At 52.2% G+C, this 22,565-nt stretch carries 18 protein-coding genes and 1 tRNA gene; 1 reads left to right on the forward strand and 18 read right to left on the reverse strand.

Annotated elements, in window-relative coordinates:
- Window positions 1–171: 171 nt before the first annotated feature.
- From KI367_RS20200 to nrdR, 9 genes are all read right to left on the reverse strand, one after another.
- Window positions 172–2,457, reverse strand: coding sequence for a beta-glucosidase family protein (locus KI367_RS20200; protein ID WP_212951938.1), 2,286 nt, complete (start codon window positions 2,455–2,457; stop codon window positions 172–174).
- A gap of 13 nt (window positions 2,458–2,470) precedes the next feature.
- On the reverse strand, window positions 2,471–3,715 hold the full coding sequence (locus KI367_RS20205) for a PTS sugar transporter subunit IIC (protein WP_212951940.1): 1,245 nt from the start codon (window positions 3,713–3,715) through the stop codon (window positions 2,471–2,473).
- Window positions 3,716–3,937: 222 nt separating this feature from the next.
- Complete coding sequence (locus tag KI367_RS27280) at window positions 3,938–5,257, reverse strand: GH39 family glycosyl hydrolase (RefSeq protein ID WP_246537141.1); 1,320 nt, start codon at window positions 5,255–5,257, stop codon at window positions 3,938–3,940.
- 2 nt (window positions 5,258–5,259) lie between these two features.
- Window positions 5,260–6,375 (reverse strand): AraC family transcriptional regulator, encoded by a 1,116-nt coding sequence (locus tag KI367_RS27285; RefSeq protein WP_246537143.1) that lies wholly within the window; start codon window positions 6,373–6,375, stop codon window positions 5,260–5,262.
- A gap of 1,918 nt (window positions 6,376–8,293) precedes the next feature.
- Window positions 8,294–8,366, reverse strand: a tRNA-Ala gene (locus KI367_RS20215).
- A gap of 134 nt (window positions 8,367–8,500) precedes the next feature.
- Window positions 8,501–9,877 carry an ABC transporter substrate-binding protein gene (locus KI367_RS20220; protein WP_036707888.1) on the reverse strand — a complete coding sequence of 459 codons (1,377 nt, stop codon included), beginning with the start codon at window positions 9,875–9,877 and terminating at the stop codon, window positions 8,501–8,503.
- Between the two features lie 81 nt (window positions 9,878–9,958).
- The gene (locus tag KI367_RS20225) at window positions 9,959–10,783 is read right to left on the reverse strand and encodes a carbohydrate ABC transporter permease (protein ID WP_212951942.1); all 825 of its coding nucleotides are present in this window, start codon (window positions 10,781–10,783) and stop codon (window positions 9,959–9,961) included.
- On the reverse strand, window positions 10,780–11,664 hold the full coding sequence (locus tag KI367_RS20230) for a carbohydrate ABC transporter permease (RefSeq protein WP_036708023.1): 885 nt from the start codon (window positions 11,662–11,664) through the stop codon (window positions 10,780–10,782). Before KI367_RS20230 ends, KI367_RS20225 begins: the two co-directional genes overlap by 4 nt.
- Window positions 11,665–11,994: 330 nt before the next feature.
- A complete protein-coding gene (gene nrdR / locus KI367_RS20235; RefSeq protein WP_036707885.1) occupies window positions 11,995–12,471 on the reverse strand; it encodes a transcriptional regulator NrdR in 477 nt (158 codons plus the stop codon).
- Window positions 12,472–12,617: 146 nt separating this feature from the next.
- Between nrdR and KI367_RS20240 the strand changes: the two genes are divergently transcribed.
- Window positions 12,618–12,836 (forward strand): alpha/beta-type small acid-soluble spore protein, encoded by a 219-nt coding sequence (locus tag KI367_RS20240; protein ID WP_036707882.1) that lies wholly within the window; start codon window positions 12,618–12,620, stop codon window positions 12,834–12,836.
- A gap of 131 nt (window positions 12,837–12,967) precedes the next feature.
- Here the strand turns inward: KI367_RS20240 and KI367_RS20245 are convergent, their stop codons facing one another.
- The 9 genes from KI367_RS20245 to KI367_RS20285 form a co-directional block, all read right to left on the reverse strand.
- Entirely contained in the window at window positions 12,968–13,540 is a 573-nt protein-coding gene (locus KI367_RS20245) for a lytic transglycosylase domain-containing protein (RefSeq protein WP_212951944.1), read from the reverse strand.
- Complete coding sequence (gene coaE, locus KI367_RS20250; protein ID WP_212951946.1) at window positions 13,537–14,133, reverse strand: dephospho-CoA kinase; 597 nt, start codon at window positions 14,131–14,133, stop codon at window positions 13,537–13,539. Before coaE ends, KI367_RS20245 begins: the two co-directional genes overlap by 4 nt.
- Before the next feature lie 13 nt (window positions 14,134–14,146).
- A complete protein-coding gene (locus tag KI367_RS20255; protein WP_036707875.1) occupies window positions 14,147–14,875 on the reverse strand; it encodes a manganese efflux pump in 729 nt (242 codons plus the stop codon).
- A 151-nt stretch (window positions 14,876–15,026) separates the two neighbouring features.
- Window positions 15,027–15,857, reverse strand: a complete 831-nt coding sequence (gene mutM, locus KI367_RS20260) for a DNA-formamidopyrimidine glycosylase (RefSeq protein ID WP_212951947.1) — start codon at window positions 15,855–15,857, stop codon at window positions 15,027–15,029.
- Between the two features lie 51 nt (window positions 15,858–15,908).
- The gene (gene polA, locus KI367_RS20265; RefSeq protein WP_212951949.1) at window positions 15,909–18,572 is read right to left on the reverse strand and encodes a DNA polymerase I; all 2,664 of its coding nucleotides are present in this window, start codon (window positions 18,570–18,572) and stop codon (window positions 15,909–15,911) included.
- A gap of 289 nt (window positions 18,573–18,861) precedes the next feature.
- Entirely contained in the window at window positions 18,862–19,521 is a 660-nt protein-coding gene (gene phoU / locus KI367_RS20270) for a phosphate signaling complex protein PhoU (protein WP_212951951.1), read from the reverse strand.
- Window positions 19,522–19,570: 49 nt separating this feature from the next.
- Window positions 19,571–20,326, reverse strand: coding sequence for a phosphate ABC transporter ATP-binding protein PstB (gene pstB, locus KI367_RS20275; protein WP_036707871.1), 756 nt, complete (start codon window positions 20,324–20,326; stop codon window positions 19,571–19,573).
- A 168-nt stretch (window positions 20,327–20,494) separates the two neighbouring features.
- Window positions 20,495–21,682, reverse strand: a complete 1,188-nt coding sequence (locus KI367_RS20280; RefSeq protein WP_212951952.1) for a methyl-accepting chemotaxis protein — start codon at window positions 21,680–21,682, stop codon at window positions 20,495–20,497.
- 111 nt (window positions 21,683–21,793) lie between these two features.
- Window positions 21,794–22,522 (reverse strand): response regulator transcription factor, encoded by a 729-nt coding sequence (locus KI367_RS20285; RefSeq protein ID WP_036707869.1) that lies wholly within the window; start codon window positions 22,520–22,522, stop codon window positions 21,794–21,796.
- Between the last annotated feature and the right edge of the window lie 43 nt (window positions 22,523–22,565).

Below are 22,565 nucleotides of genomic sequence, written 5' to 3' on the forward strand. Positions count from 1 at the left end.
CCCGGTCCGCCTCGCATTACAGTCCCCCCTTTTTCTGCTTTCCATGTTTAGTTAATCTCACTAAGCAGCTCGTCCGACTCCCCAATAAAAGAGAAGGATGCCATGGAATGACATCCTCCTTAAACGAATGGGCCTATATAATGTTTGTCGACATGATTAAGTTAAATAGATTTAGACTTGCTGCGCCTCGAGCCGTTTCTCGTTCACACGTTCGATCAGCTCGCCGACGACCTCATCCGGAGACCGCTCCATCATCCAGTTTTGCCCGAACATCTGGAAGATTTTAATGACCGGGAAGTCCTCCCAAAATCCCAGGAACTCATCCTGGAGAGATACTTTGTCCTTCACGTGCTTGTTCATTTCATCGATGCACTCTTCCAATACGTCCTTTGCGATCGGGTCGCTCACCCATTCATTGAGCAAGCTGAATTTATGGAACGTGATTTCTTCCTTGCCGAAGTCGCAGAACAGTCGGTTCGTCACTCGGATATCGCGGGACGAGCTGCCTGCGCAGAGTTGGAAATATCCGCTTTCTGCTACCCAGCGATTGTATTTCGTGTTGTAATAGGCAAAATCTCTTTCTTCAAGCTCAAAAACGATCTTCCGCTTCTCGCCCGGCGCGAGCTCGATTTTTGCAAAAGCTTTAAGCTCTTTCTCGGGACGCACCCATTTGCATTCCTCATCATGGACATACAATTGAACGGTTTCCTTTCCGGTGCGCTTTCCGGTATTTTCTACTTGGAGGGAAACGGTAACTCCCTTCTCATGCTGTACCGCTTGAAGATCCGTGTACTTAAATGTCGTGTACGACAAACCATGTCCGAACGGAAACTGCGGAGCCATTTCCTTACGGTCGTAATAACGATAGCCGATAAACAGTCCTTCACGATAATACAGCTTGCCGTTTTCTCCTTGAATCCGCATGTGCGACGGGTTATCCGACAGCTTGACCGGGAAGGTCTCCGACAGTTTGCCGGAAGGGTTCGTGTGCCCGAACAGGATTTCGGCAATGGCTCTGCCCATCCCCTGCCCCGTCAGCCAGGAATGGATGACCCCGGGCACATGCTGCACCCATGGATGCATCGCAAGCGCGTTTCCGCTGCTTGTTACCACGACGCAGTTCGGCTGAACGGCTGCAACGGCTTGGATCAGCTTCACTTGATGCTCTGGGAGGTTAATGCTCTTCAAGTCATGCATCTCGGATTCCGCATATTCCGGCTGGCCGACGAACAATACGGCTAGATCGGATGTCGCCGCCAACGACGCGCCCTCCTTAATCAGGTCCTCGCGAACGGAGTCATCAGCGGGATACCCCTCAGCATAGCTTAGCGTAACCGACTCTCCTGCCAGCTCCTTGATTTCATCCCACGGAATATCGACCCGCGTTGGCGTAACTTCGGCGCTGCCTGCCCCTTGAATTCTTGGCTTCTTGGCAAAACGTCCGATGATTGCAATCGATGGCGCGGATTCCGGCTGAATCGGGAGAATGCCGTTCTCGTTCTTGAGCAGCACGATGCTTTCGGCAGCTGCTTTTCTCGCAAGCGCGTGGTAGTCTTGAACAGCGCCCGAGACCGTTTCTTTTGGAGCTGTCACTCGCTCTACAAGCTTTAGAATACGGGCAACGCTTTGATCAAGCTTTTCTTCGGAGAGTTCTCCGCGCTCCACAGCCTCCACGATTGCCTTCGTATTGTAATGAACCGGCCCCGGCATTTCAAGATCAAGACCAGCCTTAAGTCCGCGAATCCGGTCATTGACGGCGGTCCAGTCCGACAGCACGACACCTTCGTAGCCCCACTCTTCCCTCAAAATATCATGGAGCAAATGCTCGTTTTCGCTTGTATAACTGCCATTGAGCAAATTATATGAGCACATGACGGTCCAGGGATCGGACTTCTTAATGATCCGTTCGAAAGCGCTAAGATAAATTTCGCGGAGCGTCCGTTCGTCGACCTCCGAGCTCGTGACCATTTTCTCGTTCTCCTGATTGTTGCAAGCGAAATGCTTGAGGGAAGCCCCCACGCCTTCGCTTTGGAGCCCGTTGATGAAGGCTGCGCCAAGCTCGCCTGTTAAGCAAGGGTCCTCCGAGTAGTACTCGAAGTTTCTGCCGCCAAGCGGCGTCCGCTTCATGTTGATGCCCGGGCCGAGCAGCAGCTCCACGCCCATTTTCTTGGATTCCTGTCCAAGCGCTACCCCGACTTCATGCAGCAGCTCGGTGTTCCAGGAGGAACCGATGGCCGAACCGGTAGGATAGCAGGTTGCCGGAACGTTCTCGGACGTGATGCCCATTTCTTCATCGCTGTTCGTTTTCCGGATCCCGTTGGTTCCGTCATACATATGCACAGCTGGAATGTTCAATCGCTCGATGCCTTTGGTCATCCACATATTCAATCCCGCACAGAGGGATGCTTTTTCCGTAAGCGTCATTTCTTGAATTAACTCATGAATTGATCGGTTCATTTGTATTCATCCTTTACACATGACTTGTTGTACTTGCTTCCCGCTCTTTCTTCAGTTCTTGCGCATCATACAGCTTGAAGAACGGAAACCATACCGCGAATACAATCAATAAGACAACGGCCAGAAGAACAAGACCGCCGAGCCCGGACATCATGTAGGTAGACAGCCCGATTGGGGTATACCACAATTGAAAGATTTGGCTCGGGATTCTCACCAGCCCCATATCGAGCGCCAAATACACAATGATCGGCGTTATAAGACCATTAATCCACATCGGTACCATGAGCAGCGGGTTGAAAGCAACCGCTCCGTAGACGACCGGCTCGTTAATATTAAACAGGGAGGGGATAATCGTCGCTTTACCGACGGATTTCAGCTTTTGCGATCTGGCAAGCAGGAACCAGACGGCGAGCGGCAAAGTGGCTCCCATACCTCCGATGCCCAGCCATCCGGAGAAAAAGGTTTCAAAAGTATTGATATTAACCGGGTCCAGCCCTTTAGCCACTAAAGAGGCGTTCTCTTCAATGGCGGGAATCCAAATCGTGTACCATATCGGCATCAACACCCACGGACTGACCCCAAAGGAATACAGGACAACGCCGATAAAGTTAAACAATACGAACCCGATGAGACTTTGCCCCACAGCATTAAGAGGTTCAAATGCATTTACGATGAGCGCAAAAATATCAAAGTGCAGCTGGTATACCAGAACCCATCCTGTAGTTAAAATGATCGCGATCGGAATGAGAAAATCGAACCATTCCTTAATGAACTCAGGAAGCGAGCTCTCTGTTTTAAAGAAGGAGAATTTACCGCAGACATTCATGATCACCGCTACGAATATCCCCACAAGCAGTGCTGTAATCATGCCCGTCGCGCCAAAGCGTTCAAGGATAAACTTGACGGTTCCATCCTCGTTCATGGTCGGGTTAAGCAGCATGATGAATAAAGATAAGCCTGTCATTCCTGCCAGCAGCTTGATTTTGTGGCGCTCCCTCTTTTCCATGACCATATAAGGCGTTAAGAAAGCAATGAATAAACCTAGCAGACCGAAGCTAAATGTCGTGATCGGTGATAGATCCGGCATCCCCGGGAAGAACTCCTTTAAAATCGAAATCAACGTAATGATCGAGCCGATAAATATCATCGGAATCGCGACCATAATGGCGTCTTGAATAGATGAAACCCAGACATTGTTCGTAAACGCCTCCAATCGAGGCGCAAACGATTCCGTCATCCATTTCATGAAACGCTTCATCTTGTTTTCCCTCCTGTCATTCTCGTGCGGCTGTACCTTAAGTATAGGGTTTCCATGGGAACGCTTTCTTGTTTTAAGTTGTCGTGTAGAGGGGCATTTTTTGCCTAGTTGGCTTCTTCCGTCCTAGCTTGTGTATCACGCTCGAAAATAAACAGCAAAAAACACCCCTTTTATTAAAAAGGGATGTCTTGTTGATCTATGATTCGATTCATTTCCATCATGCTAATACTGCCTGTCTAACGTTAGCAGCATGACGCCATGAGGCGGGAGATCAATTTCTTTGCGCCAGCGATCCTGCCGGAGAAGCTCTGTCCGAATGACCGGCCCGCTTCGCTTGTGAAGATAGGCGAGCTCCTCCTCCGAAAGGAATTCGGGAGCCCCCATGCGAATCCATTCGTCAAACACCGATCCATGCTGCCGGTCCAGCCGATAACTGGTACATTTAAAGGTCCCGGTAAGCCGGCTTAGCGATAGCTCGAAGTTTCGGTTTCCTTTTTCCTCAAACACATCGTAACGGTTCGTGCTGGACAGTTCGGACCAGTCGCCGCTTGAAAACAGGGGATCCACGTGCACGTAGTGATAGAACAGAAACTGCATGCTGCCATCCCTGGTTCGCGTTCCCACATAACCATCCCCCTGCACCAGAAGCTCGTCGCCCAGCTTTTGCAACAGTTCTAAGGCATAGTAACTCGGCTTTTTGAGCCCGTCCCGGTTAATCAAGCCAAAACCTCCATAGAACGGTGAAGTCGGCACCGTGCTCTCCTCGAAGACGTCGGTAAAGGACCAGAAGGCCAATGCTTTCACCGCGCCCAGCGTGTTCATCGCATGATAAATGACAAAAGGGGCCATAAACATCGTGTCATGCAGCAAGTTGCGGTCGTACATGGAGAAGTTCCATTCCGTAATATGAAGCTCCACGTCGCCATAGGCGGCGGCTTTCATTTTCTCCCGTAAACGGTCAATGCTTTCCCTATAAAATGAAGGAGGCATAATCTTGGTCAGATGCTCCCTTTCTTCCTTAAGCCGAGGGTATTCCGAATAAATATGGAACGAAAAAAAGTCGAGAGGCACTTCTTGTTCCCTGCAATAGTCCATAAACTCATCCGCCCAAGGATCATTCCATAACGAGCCATAGCCCATCGCAGGTCCCCCTGTCCTCAGCTGAGGCCAGACCGATTTGATCGCGCGAACCGTCGATGCATAAAAAGCAAAGTATTCTTCCTTGCTCCCGGCCCAGCACACCCCGGACAAATCCGGTTCATTCCATACCTCGAAATACCAGCTTTCCACTTCCTTCGCCCCGTATCGATTCAGGCAATGGCGCACGAACTCCCGCACCAGCGCGTCCCATTTGGTTTGATCGGCAGGCGGTGAAATATTTCCTCTCCACCAGAAGATTGTTTCCTTGGAACGTGCCAGCTGGCTCGGCATGAAGCTGAGTTCGACAAACGGCTTTACTCCCTGCTCCAGGAGAAAATCATACAGCTTGTCGACATATGACCAATTATATATAGGAGTTCCGTCTTCCTTCTCGCTGTACACCATCATCTCATCGTAAATATGCCGTGGAAACGGATATACCGGAACGGAATATGCCCTTTTAGTTCACGCAGCTGCCGGCGCCAGTCTTCCCTTAACCCTTCGATTGCCCTGCCTGCGGTTGTCGTGACATTCCAGTGCCGTTCATACCTTGCCGAAGGCCCATCGGCTTGGACCTCGACCATCTTCCGCTCCGCCGTAAGCGGGGGTGACGGGTTTAGCGCCTCGAGCTTCGTGTCTGCTCTAGCATCCAGATACCGATATAACGTGCCCATGGCATTCCATGTATCCATCTCATAATAGTCGCCGCTTGAGGACTCGTCGTAAGTTAACGGCTTGCGGTCGGGCCGATCAGCTGCCTGAGCAAGCAAGGCGTCACGATAGGAGCTCGGGGTGCAGCCGTACTTTTCTTTGAAATATTTATTAAAGAGCTTCACGTTGGCAAATCCGCAATCCAAAGCGATTTCCGTGATGCTTTTTTCGCTTCCGGCAAGCTCGGCCTGCGCCTTCTCCAGGCGCACCAACGTCAAATACTTCTGGAAGGGGATGCCGATTTTATCCGTAAAGAAGTGAGAAAAATAATGCAGGCTCAAATGCTCCAGCTCTGCCATGGTCTGCAGCGTAATCTTTTCATTATAATGCTGGTCTACGTACGTAAGGACCCTGTTCAGCCTCTTATAGTCATACTCTCTGCCGCCCTCTTCGGCTGCGGGATTCGTTCCATCCGCAAAATACCGCAGCAGGCAGCCGCACAACGTCTGCAAAATGCCCATCGTGTAGCTTTGATAACCCGGAGCCTTCTTATTGATCTCCCAGACCATCTGGGCGAGATTTTGCTTGATGCTCTGCAGCTGCCGGTTCTGCTCGGGATCCGCAGCAGAATTACACGAGATAAACGCTTGATTATTCAACCATTCGGGACCGAACTGCAGCGTTAACAGCACGTTGTCTTGGCTTGTCCGCTCGATCTGATGCACCGACATGCTGTTCACGACAATGACATCATCTTCATGGAGCGTATACTGTTTCTGATCAAGGTACATGATGACGGAGCCTTGGAGAACGTAGACGATTTCCACCTCTTTATGCCAGTGAAAATGAATATGCTTCACGCTGTTCACGAAAAGCTTGATCGGCAGATCATCCTGATGCTCTATAAATTCATAAAGGTAGCGAATACGCGGCTCCTCCCTTCATATAGCCTATTATATGCACATTTTTGCAAGGTTATCAAAGCTCATAGTCCCCCAAATGGAGGAAAAGGCCCCCTACAAACGTGCGGAAAGTCCTAAAAATCGCTTTTCAGAATCGGGATATATGAGGTGTAAGAAACCCAGTTATTGATCCGGAACGGAGCCTGGCTTCTTCTGTTGAAGCTGCGTTCATTTTCTAGATGCAAGATGTTTCAGTTTGCTTGCGTAGTTCCCCTTGTAGAGCATACTAATGATCTTTCACGCCCTTTTGGTGAAAAAGCAGCTGCGGCCAGCAGGCGGTCGATCGCACCGGAGCGCTCGTCCTGCTTGCGGCATCGCTTCGGCCGACGACGGTTGGCCCGGTCGCCTGTGGCGTGGCTCCTTCCTGCCCGCGCGCCGTCCTGGGCCTGCGCCGATGGGGCAGGCCTCCGAAGCTGGAGGTGGTCAGGCGGAAAACAAAAATAGCGTTGTTGCCGGCTACCCGAGGATCAAGTAAAGATGAGGAGATAAGTTGAACGTTAAGACGCTAGAGAGATACGTGAATCAAGGGGATAAGGTGAGCGTGAGGAGATCGAGTGTACGTGAGCGATAGGGCGAACGCAAAAAAGACTATGGGACGCGAGGAGATACGTGAACACGGGGAGGTAATATGGAATCCCGAAGACGATGGGAGTAAATTTCTAACGGTTGCCACAGCGGTTAATGCCGGGAATATGGAGGTTATGAAATTTTAACGGTTCTGGTTGACGTTATTTGGGCATTTTGGCCGAATTTCATACGGTAATCTTCCAAATAAGCTCATTGGTAACCGTTAGAACTTACAGAGAACTATTTGAAGCGACATAGGCGCTGTCACAACCGTTAAAGAGACCAATTGAACGTCGGAGACGAAGGAACCGCGAGGAGTAAATTTCTAACGATTGCCACAGCGGTTAATGCCGGGAATATGGAGGTTATGAAATTTTAACGGTTCTGGTTGACGTCATTTGGGCATTTTGGCCGAATTTCATAAGGTAGTCTTGCATATAAGCTCATTGGCGACCGTTACAACTTACAGAGAACCATTTTAAGCGACATAGGCTCTGTCACAACCGTTAAAGAGACCAATTGAACGCCGGAGACGAAGGAATCGCGAGGAGTAAATTTCTAACGGTTTCCAGAGCGGTTAATGCCGAGAAAATGGAGGTTATGAAATTTTAACGGTTCTGGTTGACGTTATTTGGGCATTTTGGCCGAGTTTCATACGGTAATCTTCCAAATAAGCTAGTTGGTGACCGTTACAACTTACAGAGAACCATTTTAAGCGACATAGGCGCTGTCACAACCGTTAGCAACCGGAAACAGCTTACGCGCAGCGATCTAACCTTGTTTATGCCTCCGTAGACATTTCAGCGGAAGATGAATTTCTCCATGAACTGCCCGGCGACGCTTGTCTGTCTACCCATATCTACAAATGCTTGTTAACCCACGTCATTCTATCGATGCTTATCTACGACACGATCTACCCCTTACGAAAAATAGCAACGCCAAGCTCATCCGCCCTCCCCTTAACGGCGAGGCCCCCCGTTCCCAGTGCGGGACCCGCTTCACTTGCAAGATTCATCCCTCCGCCCCGAAACAAAAAAAGACATCCAATACGGATGTCTCAGGCTGTCGAGAAACCCCCTGTTTTTTTGCAGGGGGTTTAAAATTGCCTCGTCGGTCACTGAAGTAGGGTTCTCAGAGCGCTTTAAATCGATTTTTATTTTAAAAGATATGATTCCCCATATAAAAAATAGAGTGTCGAAAAGTCCGTTGGACTTTCTCGACACTCTGAGACATCCAATACGGATGTCTTTTTTTAAAATGGAGCCTAGGGGGATCGAACCCCTGACCTCATCGCTGCCAGCGATGCGCTCTCCCAGCTGAGCTAAGGCCCCGTATTCTTATGTATCGCTCTTTTGAAGAGCACTCCTATAATATATCATAGTGGATAGAGTTGTGCAATACTTTTTTTCAAAAAAAGAAGACGCCCCGGCCCTAGAGCCAAAAAGGGCGTCTCCTACCACGGAGTTTATTTCACCGTCCGGTTATACTCCTGGATTTTGGCGGTAATTTCTTTCGCCGCGTCGTCCAGCGCCGCCTTTGGCGTCTTTTTGTTGTTGAGCACCTCTTCGATGGCGCCTTCGACGATTTGTCTCGCTTCCGGAAAAACGCCCATGACGGCGCCCTGGGTAGCCCGGTTCAGCTTCGTTTGATGCAGCTGGTCGATCGCCGTCTGGAATTGCGGGAACTTCTTCAGATTTTCCTTCACGCTGTCCTGTTCATACGCTTTGGTCGTGATCGGGAAATACCCGGTGTTGATGTGCCAAAATGCCTGCTGCTCCGGCGAGGTCAGGAATTTGATGAATTCCCAGGCCGCTTTTTGCTCCTCGTCCGGACGGTTGTTCATCATCCACAAGCTTGCGCCGCCGACGATGACGCCGCCTTCCTTCGCATCTGCCGGTTTCGGCAAAAAGCCCGTTCCGACCTCGAATTTGCCTGTCGTGCCGTCCACCAATCCTTTGAGCGCCGCCGTGGAATCGAGGATCATCGCCACCTGGCCTGCGGAGAACGCTTTTTTCGAGTCATCGGTTTTCCGTCCGAGATTGTTGGCTGCTTTCGTGTCGATCAGATCCTTCCACCACGTCATTACCTTCACCCCTGCGTCGGAGTTCACCAGCGATTCGGTCGCCAGGTCGTCCCGGCCGTTGCCGTTGTTGACGTATTCCGCTCCCTGGTTTGCGAAAAACTGCTCCATGAACCAGCCGTAAATCGCGAAGTTCGCGCCGACCGCTTTGCCCGTTTTCGAAATTTTGTCCGCGGCAGTTTTCAGCTCTTCAAACGTCTTCGGCGGGTTTTCCGGATCAAGTCCGGCTTCCTTAAACAAATCCTTGTTATAATACAAAATCGGATTCGACGTGTTAAACGGCATTGAATACAGCTTGTGATCGAATGTATAGTAACCGCTGATGTTCGGTTCAAGCTGGCCGACGTCCCACCCGTCCTGATCGATAAAGTTTTGCATCGGCGTAATCAGCTTGGAATCAACCATGAACCGGCTGCCGATTTCGTACATCTGCACGACCGTCGGCCCTTCGCTGGTGCCCATCGACGCCTTCAGCTTGCTCAGCAAATCGTCATATGTTCCCTGGTACACCGCTTCCACCTGGATTTTATCCTGCGACTTATTGAAGTTGTCCACCAGTTGATCCACGACCTTCGTCGTCGCACCGCCCATGGCATGCCAGAACACGACCTTTTGCGCCCCGCTTTTCGTTTCGGCGCCTTTCGTGCCGGGTTCGGCCGCTTTCGGCTCTTCTTCGCCCATGTTCACGCTGCAGGCCGCCATCAGCAGCATTACCGCTGCCAGCATCAAACTTACAAGCCTCTTCTTCCCCATAGTCTGCATCATTCCTCCCCTTTTATTAAAAAACCTGCCTATTGCCTTGTATGACAAGCCCCGCCGCAAATCCAAGGCCGATCACCGCTTTTATCCCTTTACCGCCCCCGCCGCGATGCCGCGCACCAGCTGCTTGACGCCTAAAGCCAGCAGGATGAAGGACGGCAGCAGCACCAGCGTCACCCCGGCCAAAATCAAATTCCAGGACATGACCTCGGCATGCTGCAGCATCGCCACCCCGATTTGGACGGTCCGCATGGACGCCCGGTTCGTAATGAGCAGAGGCCAAAGATAATGGTTCCAATGCGTCAAGAACACGTAGACCGAAAGCGTGGCCAGCGCCGGCCTGGAAAGCGGCAGCACGATCGAAAAATATTGCCGCAAATGCCCGCATCCGTCGATTTTTCCTGCGTCGAACAATTCGCGCGGCAGCTGCAGAAAAAACTGGCGGAGCAGAAACACCCCGAAAGCGCCGGCCATGAAAGGAACGATCAGCCCCTGGTAGCTGTCCATCCAGCCCCAGCTTTTGATCAGCAAATAGTTCGGAATGATCGTCACTTCCCATGGAATCATCATCGTCGACAGAAACATCGCAAACAGCGCGTTTTTGCCTTTGAAACTCAGGAACGAAAAAGCGTACGCCGCTAGGCTCGATGTCACGACCTGGCTGATCATGACCGCGGCCGATACGATAAAGCTGTTCAATATGAACCGGACGATCGGAAATCCGGCGATGGCCTCCTTGAAGTTATCGAGATGGAAACGGGTCGGAAACAACGGCGGCGGAAAATTGGATACTTCTTTTTCGGTCATCAACGACGAAAACACCGTAAAAATAAGCGGATACAACACCATCAGCGCCAACGCGGCAAGCAGGACGTACAGCAGCAGCGCAGTCGTTCGTTTCGCAATCATTGATAGTGCACCCTCTTTTCCAGAACTTTAAACTGCAGCACGGTCAGCGCCAAAATAATCAAAAACAGGATGAGCGCCTGCGCGCTGCCGATCCCGAAGCGGAAGTTCACGAAGGCGTCCTGGTAAATGGAGTAGACGATGACGTTGGTGGAGTTGATCGGACCGCCTTTGGTCAGGATATGAATTTGGCCGAAAGCCTGGAAAGCTCCAATCACCGAAACGATCAAGGCGAAAAAAATCGTCGGCGACAACAGCGGAATCACGATCCGCACAAACGTGCGTACAGGTCCGGAACCGTCGATTTTAGCGCTTTCATAAAGCTCCTCCGGAATGCCTTGCAGCCCGCTGGACAACACGATGTACAGAAAACCCATGTTCATCCAAACAGTCATGATGGAAATGGAAATGAGCGCCCAGGCCGGGTCGGTCAGCCACGGAATCGGGCCAACGCTTATGAGGCTGAGAAAATAGTTCAACATCCCCGCCGTCGGGTGAAACAGCAAAAACCAGATAATGGATCCCGTACCGACCGAAATGACGATCGGCAGCGAAAATATGAATTGGAAAATTTTCATTCCCCGCAGCTTGTTGTGGGTGATCGCCGCCAAAAACAAGGACCAGATCAGCGAAGTCGGCACCGTGTACAAAATAAACAGAAGCGTTACGCTCAAATTGGAATAAAGCTGGCGCGATTGGAACAGGTTCACGAAATTTTCGAACCAGACGAACTCGGCCACCTGTCCCCGAGGATCCGTAATCGTCATGCTCAAATAAACGGATTTCAGCATCGGGTAAAACAAAAACATGATAAATAAAATGATCGAAGGCGCCAAAAATGCGTAAGCCAAGACATGCTCTTTCCAAACGTTCCGTTTGGACATCCTGCTTTTAGGATTTTTTACATTTAAAACGCTTTCAAAATTAGACAAATCGATGACCCCTCCCATGTCTCCCGATGTATTTTCGTCATAACCAGCCCATATATGTTATTATCTTACATTTGATATTTTGCCGTTGTCAACGAATTTTCACAATTTATTTTCGAACAACCTTGACAAAATTAAAATAAATTTCAGAACTTTACAACGGCACATAAGTAAAGAATTCACCCAGAATGCCATGCCATGTTTTTGCCGGTAACCCCGGAAAATAAAAAAGACGCAAGCGGCTTGATGTCTTCCACCTAGCCGTTTGCGCCTTCGGACATCCGGTCAGTCGACCGAGTCGGGCATCGTATTCTTCGAAAGCAGCCCTTTCAGCTCTTTCATGAACATGTTGATGTCTTTGAACTGCCGGTATACGGAGGCAAAACGCACATAAGCAACCTCGTCCACCGGATACAACTGCTCCATGACCAGCTCGCCGATGTGGCGGCTTTCGACTTCCGCTACCGCGGTGTTGCGAAGCGCTTTTTCCACCTCGGACACGATGGCTTCAAGCTGTTCCACCGATACCGGGCGCTTCTCGCATGCGCGGATGAGGCCGCGCAGCACTTTGTCCCGGCTGAATTCCTCGCGGCTTCCTTCTTTTTTGATGACGATCAGCGGAGTTTCCTCCACCATTTCGAACGTCGTAAAACGCCTGCTGCATTTTTCGCATTCGCGTCTGCGGCGGATCGATTTGTTGTCGTTGGCCGGACGGGAGTCCAGCACCTTGGTGCCTGCGTAATCGCAGTAGGGACATTTCATGCATACTCACTTCCTTTACCTTGAGGGTGGATGGGATGATACAAAAAATTACTTATAATTTCCAACTGAAAAACATTTAAAAAAAGTGATGAAGTTTGAATCTTTGAGACATACTACTTTTACAAACAGCAAGGAGGTGAACATCAATGGCTCAAAACAACAACTCCAACAACCTGGTAGTACCTAAAGCTACTGCAGCCCTGAACCAATTGAAATACGAAGTTGCTCAGGAACTGGGTATCTCCATCCCGCAAGACGGATACCAAGGCAACATGACTTCCTATGAGAACGGTTCGATCGGGGGACTCATCACTAAACGTTTGGTGACCCTGGCTGAACAACAACTGGCTGGTCAATTCCAATAATACATGCATCCAAAGAAGTATTGGGGCAGCCGATGAGGCTGCTTCAATACTTTTTTGCCGTGACGGGAACGGAAGCGTCAGAGCAAAACCCCGCTCATGGAGTTCCTTCGGATGGCTTGTCCGCCCCAAATTCAAAACTCGTTGTATATCCGCGTATATTGATTATAATAATAAATCACCCGCTGAACATAGTGCCTTGTTTCGCCGATGGGAATATCTTTGACCGATTCCAGCGTTCCGTCCCAAACTCCCTTTTTCAACCACCCGTCCACCTTGCCCGGTCCTGCATTATAGGCCGCGATGACGGCGATGCGGTTCCCTTTGAACTGGTTGCTCAAATTTCTCAGGTACCAGGTTCCGATGGCAATGCTCGCCTCCGGTTTATGTTTGATATGGTCCATTGTGACTTCCGGCAGCTTGGCCTGCTCCATGACCCACTGGGCCGTGTCGGGCATCAGCTGCATCAAGCCGAGCGCTCCTTTTTTCGATTCCTTGCCCAGCTTGTAGTTGGATTCCACGCGGATGATCGAGGCGACCAAAAACGGGTCAACGTCATAGCGCTCCGCCTGCTCGCGAATGTTATCCTTGTAATAGATCGGGTAAAACCAGGACATCCAGTTCGTGCTGAAAAACAAAACCGCGACAAAACCGATGAACAGCAGCAGCAGGACTCTTTTTTTGCGCAAAAATCGAACAGCCTTCATACATATCCCGCTTGAAGCCAGAACCGATCCACTTGCCGCTCCGTTTCCTCAGCGTCTCCGCTGTTGTCGATCACGATATCGGCCTTCCGCTTCTTTTCCTCAATATCCATTTGCGACCGGATCCTTGCCGCCGCTTCCTCCGCCGTCAATGGGTTTCGCCGCATCAATCGCTCCAGCTGAACGTGCTCCGGTGCATAAACCACCATGACGCGTTCAAACATATGTTCAAGTCCCGATTCGTATAAAAGGGGGATGTCCACGACCACCAGCTTGTCCGGATGTTCCCGCTGCAAATCGTCCATCCGCCCGCGGATCTCCTTCCGGATGGCAGGATGCGTGATGTCATTCAGAGCTTTGCGCTGGGTAGGGTCGCGGAATACGATGTCCCCAAGCTTCTTCCGGTCGAGGGTGCCGTCCTCAAGAATAACGGCTTGTCCAAAATGCTCGGCAACCGCCGCCAAAACGGGATGACCCGGGAGCATGACTTCCCGGGCGATCGCGTCGGCATCGACAAGCAGAGCCCCTTTGTTGACAAGGAGCGCGGACACGGTGCTTTTTCCTGTTGCAATACCTCCGGTTAACCCGATATTCATGTGCAAAACCACCTCATAACAGCTTTATTATTCCCATGGCGATCAATAACAACGCCGGAAGCGCGGTAAAATGCCGCATCCATGATCTTGCCGCGAATTTAAAGCCGGTTTTCATGCCGACCACCAAAAACGTTCCGCTGAACAGCGCGATGACGAGCGCGGTCCAAACGGGCGAAAATCCTAGCAATGCAGCGCCGAGTCCGGCCCCGAAAGCGTCCAGCGATAACGCAATGCCAAGCCACATCGCCTCGAATCCCGAAATGCTGCCCGATTTATCGATATCCGCCGAAGACGGCGTCCGCAAAATGCGGATGACGAGGCCCAGCTTGCGGATTTCGAGCGAAAATACCGTTTGCTCCGGCATTTCCCTGGAAGCCGTCGGCAACGCGGCCCCGCTTGCATGGCTTTGGTCCGACGCTTTGATGTTTGCCGTATGTTTATCGTCAGGTTTGTCGTCCCGTTCCTTTTCCTTCTGAATCACCAACTGGATCAAGGACCACGACCCCATGATGATCAAAATGACGGCCCCGACAACCGAAGCGGCGTCCGGTGACACGACGCGGGCCAAAAGCACGCCGACCTGCATCGATATATAAATGATGACTCCGGAACATATGGAGATGATGACGACGGACAACGACGAAATTTTCATCTGCCTCAACCCATATGTAATCCCGACCCCGAAACTGTCCAAACTTAATGCAAACGCAAGCAGGAGCAGCGAAAAGACATGACTGAGCACCCCTGGTTTCCCTCCCCTTGTCGAAACGGCCGATCCCGAACCCGCGGCTCTGAATAAGAACCGGGGTCTTGAAGCTTCCGTTTTCCCTGAAGTCCACTACGGTCTCAGTATATGGGAGGGACAAACAAGGAGTGCACGCCCATGCTTTTATTTAATTCAGGGTCTGGCAGACCGGGCAATAATGCGTGCCGCGTCCGCCGACCACGGTCTTTTCGATCGGCGTTCCGCAGGTGACGCAAGGCTCGTTTTGGCGTCCGTAAATTTTCAGTCGATGCTGGAACATCCCCATCTCCCCTTGCCCGTTGACATAGGATTTGATGGAGGAGCCGCCAACCTCAACCGACTCCGCCAGCGTGGCCACGACTGCCTGGTGCAAAGCTTCAAACTGCTTGTCCGTCAGCGTGTTCGCCGGCTGCTCGGGGTGAATCCCCGCGCGGAACAGCGACTCATCCACATAGATATTCCCGATGCCGACGACATATGCTTGGTTCAGCAGAACCGCCTTGATTTTCGAAGTTTTTCCTTTTAGCGCTTCTTTAAACTTCCCGGGGGTAAACTCCGGATCCAGCGGCTCCAAGCCGAGCTTGTTTAGCGGCGGCAAAGCAAACTCTTCCCCCGGCTGGAATAGGTGCATCGTTCCGAACTGGCGGACGTCCTTGTAGCGAAGTTCGGTCCCGTCGTTAAAATGGAAAATGACATGCGTATGTTTTTCCACGGGATCGGAGCCGGCGTACACGCCGTATCGCCCCTCCATCCGGAGATGGGATACCAGGACCAGGCCGTCCAGGAGAATCCGCAAAAATTTGCCGCGGCGCTCCACGCCTTCGATCCGATGTCCTGCCAGCATAAAAGCAAACTGATCTATATCGTCAGGGCGCTGGATAATCCGCGCCAAATTTACGGTAACCCGGTCAATGACCTTGCCTTTGACCAATTGATTCAACGTTCTTTTGACTGTTTCAACCTCCGGCAATTCCGGCATGATGTCTTCACCTCATCCCCATTATAACGGATGCGGGGCCGTCATGGGGCATTATTTCGCTTCGTACCAATTCATGCCATAGCTGACTTCCGCTTTTAACGGCACGGACAGCTTCAGGGCGTTTTCCATCGTTTCCGGCACGAGTTTTTTCATCAGCTCCAGCTCGTCTTCCGGCACTTCGAATACAAGTTCGTCATGCACCTGCAGCAGCATGCGGCTTTTCAGTTTTTGCTCCGCCAAAGCGGCATCCATATGCACCATGGCCAGCTTGATGATGTCCGCCGCGGTTCCTTGAATCGGGGTGTTCATCGCCGTACGCTCCGCGAACGAACGCAGATTGAAATTGCTTGCGTTGATTTCGGGCAGGTAACGCCTTCTCTCCAGAAGCGTCTTCACGAATCCGTCCCGTTTCGCATCGCGTACGATCTCGTCCATATAGCGCCGGACGCCGCTGAACGCATCGAAATATTGGTCGATGAAACGCGCGGCTTCCTTCCGGGTGATGTTCAGGTTTTGGGACAGGCCGTAATCGCTGATGCCGTAGACGATGCCGAAATTGACCGCCTTGGCCGAACGCCGCATATTGGCATCCACTTCGTCCGCGGTGACGCCAAAGACGTCCATCGCCGTTTTCGTATGGATGTCCATGTCGTGCAGGAACGCTTCTTTCAGGCCTTCGTCGTCGGAAATATGGGCAAGCACGCGCAGCTCGATTTGCGAATAGTCCGCCGCCAGGATATACCAGCCCGGCTCCGACGGCACGAACACCTTGCGGATTTTCCGGCCTTCCTCGAGGCGGATCGGAATGTTTTGCAAATTCGGAAACTGGCTGCTGAGGCGGCCCGTCGCCGCGATGGTTTGGCGGTAATAGGTATGCACTTTTCCCGTTTCCGGCGAAATCTCCTTCAGGAGGCCCTCCACGTAGGTCGATTGCAGCTTGGCGATCGTCCGGTATTGCAAAATGAGACGCACGATATCGTGGTACGGCGCAAGCTTTTCAAGCACCTCGGCATCGGTGGAATATCCCGTCTTCGTTTTTTTGATGACCGGAAGGCCGAGCTTCACGAACAAAATTTCGCCCAGCTGCTTCGGCGAATTCAAATTGAATTCGGTGCCGGCGATCTCGTAAATATTTTTGACGAGCTCGTCGATCTGCGCCTCGAACTCTTTGCCCAGCTCCGTCAGATCGTCCTTGTTCACCGAAATCCCCTGTTTTTCCATGTCGGCCAAAATGCGCGACAACGGCATTTCGAGGTCATGGAACAGCGATGCCATTTCGTTGCCCTCAAGCTCTTTTTCCTGCAGCGGGATCAGGTCCAGAATGGCCGCTCCCTTGGCGGCAAGATGTTTGCTCAGGACCTCCGTCTCGGGCACCTTGTATTTTGCGCCTTTGCCGAAGACGTCCTCGTCGGACGCCAGCGTCTGCAGCCCGTATTTGGCGGCCAGCGCATGAAGGTTTTGATTGGACTCGGTCGGGTCGAGCAGGTAAGCCGCCAGCTGCACGTCAAACGATGCCCCGGCAAACGCAATGCCTTTCCAGTGCAAAGCCAGATCCGTCCGGTGCAGGTCATACCCGCGTTTTGGAACCCCGGCATCCGCAAGCCACTTTCGGACAGGCTCCGCGGCTGCGGATTTCAAAACCTCAAACGGTACGTAGAAATGCTTCTCCGGACCGGAAAAAACCACGCCGACCACATCGGCATGATGGGGATTTTCCCCGTTTGTTTCCACATGCAGCGCTTCGATGGCCCCAAGCGCTTCGTTCAATTCGGCGATCCGGTCCTCGGTCAAAACCACAACGTTCACTTCCTTGGCCGGAGCCTGCTGCGGGCCGGACGGGTCTGAGGCGCCGTTTCCCTTGAACGACAAACGTTCGAGCAGCGATTTGAATTCCAGCTTCGCCAGCGCAGGGCCTGCGCTTTCTTCCTTTAATCCATCAAAGATCATGTCGTCGAACGACTTGTCCAGCGGCACCTCGCGGTAAATCGTCGCCAGCTTTTTGCTGAGGACGGCATCCTCCGCGTGGGTTTCGATTTTTTCCTTCATCTTGCCCTTCAGCTCAGCGGTGTTCGCGAGCACTTCCTCGACCGATCCGAATTGATGAAGGAGTTTGAGCGCCGTTTTTTCCCCGACGCCCGGGATGCCGGGGATATTGTCGGAAGCGTCGCCCATCAGCCCTTTCAGGTCGATGATCTGCAGCGGCTTCAGGCCGTATCTTTCCTGAATCTGCTCAGGCGTGTACGTCTCGATTTCCGTTACGCCCTTGCGGGTAAGACCCACCTGGACTTGGTCCGATGCAAGCTGGAGCATATCCTTGTCTCCGGTGACGACGAGAATGTCGTGTCCCGCTTCCTCCGCGATCCGCGACACGGTGCCGATGATATCGTCCGCTTCGTAACCTTCAAGCTCAAACTGCGAAATGCCGAATCCCTGCAGCAGCTCCTTCAGCAGCGGAAACTGTTCGGACAGCTCCGGGGGCGTCTTTTCGCGGCCGCCTTTGTATTCCTGGTATCCTTCGTGGCGAAACGTCACTTTGCCCGCGTCGAAAGCCACCATCATATGCGTCGGTTTATGGTCCTCGATCAGGCGAAGCAGCATATTCGTAAATCCGTACACGGCGTTCGTGTGCAGTCCCTTGGTGTTCGTCAGCGGGGGCATCGCAAAAAATGCCCGGTAAATGATACTGTTTCCGTCGATCAGAATCAGTTTGCTCATACAGCACCTTCCCTTTTTTAAACTTCCTTATTTCGAAAAAAAATGACCCGTCGGATGTATTTCAATGAAGACGTACCGCTTGGTTAACGGATTGATCCCTTGCTTGATTTACCAGCGATTCGAGCGTTCGATTTCTTGTAAGCCATGCCTTTTAATATCTTAACACATGACCCTGTATTCGAGAAAAAAATCGGGGGCATAAATAGAAAAACACCGGCAAATTTCCGATGTTTTCATCCATTTCAATGTTGATAGCCAAATTGCTGCCTTCTATGCGTTAAATAGCGTTTTACCGGTTCAAATCCGGGCGTTTTCCCGTCACGAGATACACGGCGCTTTCCCCGATGTTTGTCGCATGGTCCGCGATCCGTTCGATATAACGGCCGACGAGCGTGAGCAGCAACGCTTGGGACAACGAATCCGGATTGACTCTCATATGATCGTATAATTCCGTTAAAATGCGGCTGTACAACAGATCGACCTGGTCGTCGTCCTGCGCCATTTTGTAGGCAAGGTCGGTGTTTTCGTTCAAGTAGGACGTGATCGCTTCCTCGATCATCACTTTGACGATTTCCGCCATTTGCGGAATGTCGATCAGCGGCTTGATCAACGGCTCGCCCTGCAGGCGCAAAGTCACTTTGGCCACGTCAAGGGCAAGGTCGCCCATGCGTTCAAGATCGCTGGAGATTTTAAAAGCAACCAAAATTCTGCGCAAATCCTTCGCAACCGGCTGCTGGGTAACGATCAGGCGCGACCCGATATCCATAATTTCCTCTTCCATCTGATTGAGCAGCACGTCCGCCTGCACGATTTCCTGCGCCTTTTCGCTATCCTGCGTCTTGAGGCTGAGAACCGCTCCGTCGAGCGCCTCAACGACATGCTCCCCCATTCGAACAAGCAGCGAACGCAGCTGGTCCAGGTCGTGATCCAATTCTTTTCTCCGAATCATGGCCGATGTTTCCCCCTATACAATTTTATTGACGTTGTTTTCTTCTATATCAGCCGAATCGCCCGGAGATATAATCTTCCGTTCTTGCATCCCGCGGATTGCTGAACAGCGTTTTCGTCTCATCCGCTTCGACGACTTCCCCGTTCAGGAAAAAGACGGTCCGCCCGGATACGCGGGCAGCCTGGTGCATGTTATGAGTCACCATGACGATGGTGTATTTTTCTTTCAGCTCCTGCACCAGCTCCTCGATTTTCAACGTGGAAATCGGATCGAGCGCGGACGTGGCTTCGTCCATCAGCAAAATATCGGGGTTAACGGCCAGCGCACGCGCGATGCAAAGACGCTGCTGCTGCCCCCCGGACAAGCTGAGCGCGGAACGCTTCAAATAATCTTTGACCTCTTCCCACAACGCGGCTTGGCGCAGGCTTTCTTCCACGATGCCGTCCAGCGTGCTTTTGCTGCGGATGCCGTGGAGGCGCGGGCCGTAGGCCACATTGTCGTAGATCGATTTCGGGAACGGGTTCGGCTGCTGGAATACCATGCCGACGCGCTTGCGCAGCTCTTCCACGTAGACGTCCTTGGCATAAATGCCGACGCCGCCGATTTTGATGGAGCCTTCGATGCGCGTGCCGGCAATCATGTCGTTCATCCGGTTCAGCGTGCGCAGCAGCGTCGATTTCCCGCAGCCGGACGGGCCGATCAAGGCGGTGACCGTATGTTTCGGGATATCCAGATTTATATTTTTCAAAGCATGGAATTGTTCGTAATATAGATTCAAATCTTCGATTTCGATAATGTTTTCCATGTATAATTCAGGTCTCCTTCGTTCAATGGGATGTCCTGTCGATAAGCCGTTGGGGCAGTTGGACCTGCAACTCCATTTCATTGTATAACGGTTATGTAAAAGCTGTGCGCCGCGATTGTAAACGCAGTGTAAAATGTAAAACCGAAGGATTCCGTTTTTCCCGCTATTTCAGTCTAATGTCCGCTCCAATTCCTGTTTTACGCTGAACGCCTGTTTGGCCGTATCCTGGGCGAGCCGGTATACCGATTGTCCCGTCTTTTCGACCTGATCCGTGGCTTGTTCAAGCTCCCCGAATATCCGGCTGCCCTCGGACAACCGCTTCGCTCCGGACTCGATCCGGCGGACTCCCGTCGCGGTCAGCGTCCCGGTTTCCCCGGCCAGCTCGCTGATGGATTCGAGCAGCTTCGAAATATCCGCGGCAAGCTTCCGGGTCTGGGAAGCCAGCGACCTGACCTCCGCCGCCACGATCTGGAAGCCCCGGCCCTGGCTGCCTGCATGGGCGGCTTCGATCGACGCGTTGATGGCGAGCAGGCCGCTTTGATCCGCCAGGTCGGCGATGCCTTTCGTCAGCGCGGAAATCTGCCCCGCATGTTCGATGAGGCGCTCCGCCTGCTCCTGATTGCGGTTCATGAGGGCTACGGCCTCGGCGTACGATTCGCCCGCTTCGTTCAGCCTCCGCCGGCCTTCCGCCGTCCATTCCTTCATCCGGAGGCATTCGGTTAACGTCAGGTTCGCGGCCTCTTCCACCTCGGATAAGGATTTTTCCATCCCGCTTACATGCCCGTAATTTTCAAGGACGGTATGCTTTCGCCGCTCTTCCGCTTCCTCCTGCAGCTCCCCGGACATTTTCATCAGGTCGAGCACCGTCAGCACGCCCGTGAACCGGCCGTTGTCGGTTACGATCACGCAATCGTAAAATCGCGACTCCGGTCTTGCCAAAGCGCTTCGGATCATCAAGGCCGGATCGTCATGGATGTCCAGCGCGAGAATTTCTTTTTCGCCAAAATCCTTTACCGGGCGGCGAAAATACAAATCGGCGGCAAAACGGCCGGTCAGCCTCCGGTAAAACGCCTCCTTCATCAGCAGTCCTTCCGGGCGCATCCCTTCCCCGCAGATCACGACGCACGGAAGATGCGGCTGCTCCTTCAGCAGGTCGAAAGCTTCCCTGCAGGTCATGTCCGGGTCGACCCCCGGCACGTCTCGCAAATATCCGGCAGCGGACCGTCCGGGTCCCTTTGTTTTCGATTCGATGGACGCTGCTGTTTTGGCGGTTGCGGCACGGCCGTTCCGTGCGCTCCCGGTACCTCGCCGATGAAGATCGTTTTCTGTCTTGTTCTCCATGTGCAGCGTGCTCAAAATTGACTCCCCCTAAATATGGCTGTTTTAGCTGCATCATACCGCGGAAGGATTAACGGAGAATGCAGGAAGGATTCGGGGATTGTAAATTCCATAAAAAAGAAGCCCCCATCATTGCGGTTGATGATGAGCGCTTCCTTTGTTGATGACAAGTTTATATCCGACCCCGCGGATGGAGTCGATGTGCACGGATTCGGGTTCCAGCTCCAGCTTTTTGCGGAGCGAGCTGACATGGACGTCCACCGTGCGCTGGCCGCCGATGTAATCGAAGCCCCATACGGCATTCATCAGATCGTCCCGGGTCAACACGACGCCCGGCTTGCGCGCCAAGTAAAGCAGGACCTCAAATTCCTTCGGCCGCAAACTGATGCTGGTCCCGCCGAGCAACACTTCGTATTTCTCAGGGAAAATCTCCAGCTTGCCGAGACGGATGGCCGAGTCCGAGGTTTGCGGCGCAGCCTCCTCCTTCACTCCCGATACGCGTCGCAGCACCGTGGCGACTCTCGCTAGCAGCTCGGACACGCCGAACGGCTTGGTAATGTAATCGTCGGCGCCGAGCTTCAAGCCCTGGACGACTTCTTCTTCGGCATTTTTGGCGGTCAAAATAATGACCGGCGTCGCGATGCCTTTCCCGCGCAGCTTGCCCAGAATGTCGAATCCGTTCATTCCCGGCAGCATCAAATCCAGCACGATCAAATCGAACGGCTCCTGCACCGCGCGCTCGAAGCCGGTCGTCCCATGATCCGACGTCGTCACTTCATACCCTTCCTGCGTCAGATTGTAGGACAGCAATCTGGCGAGCGTCGGTTCGTCTTCGATAACCAGCAAACGCTGTGACATGTAATGTACCCCCGCTTCCATATACAATGGTTTCTGCTTTAGC

It is taken from the genome of Paenibacillus cookii, assembly GCF_018333375.1.
Lineage (GTDB): Bacteria > Bacillota > Bacilli > Paenibacillales > Paenibacillaceae > Paenibacillus_AQ > Paenibacillus_AQ cookii.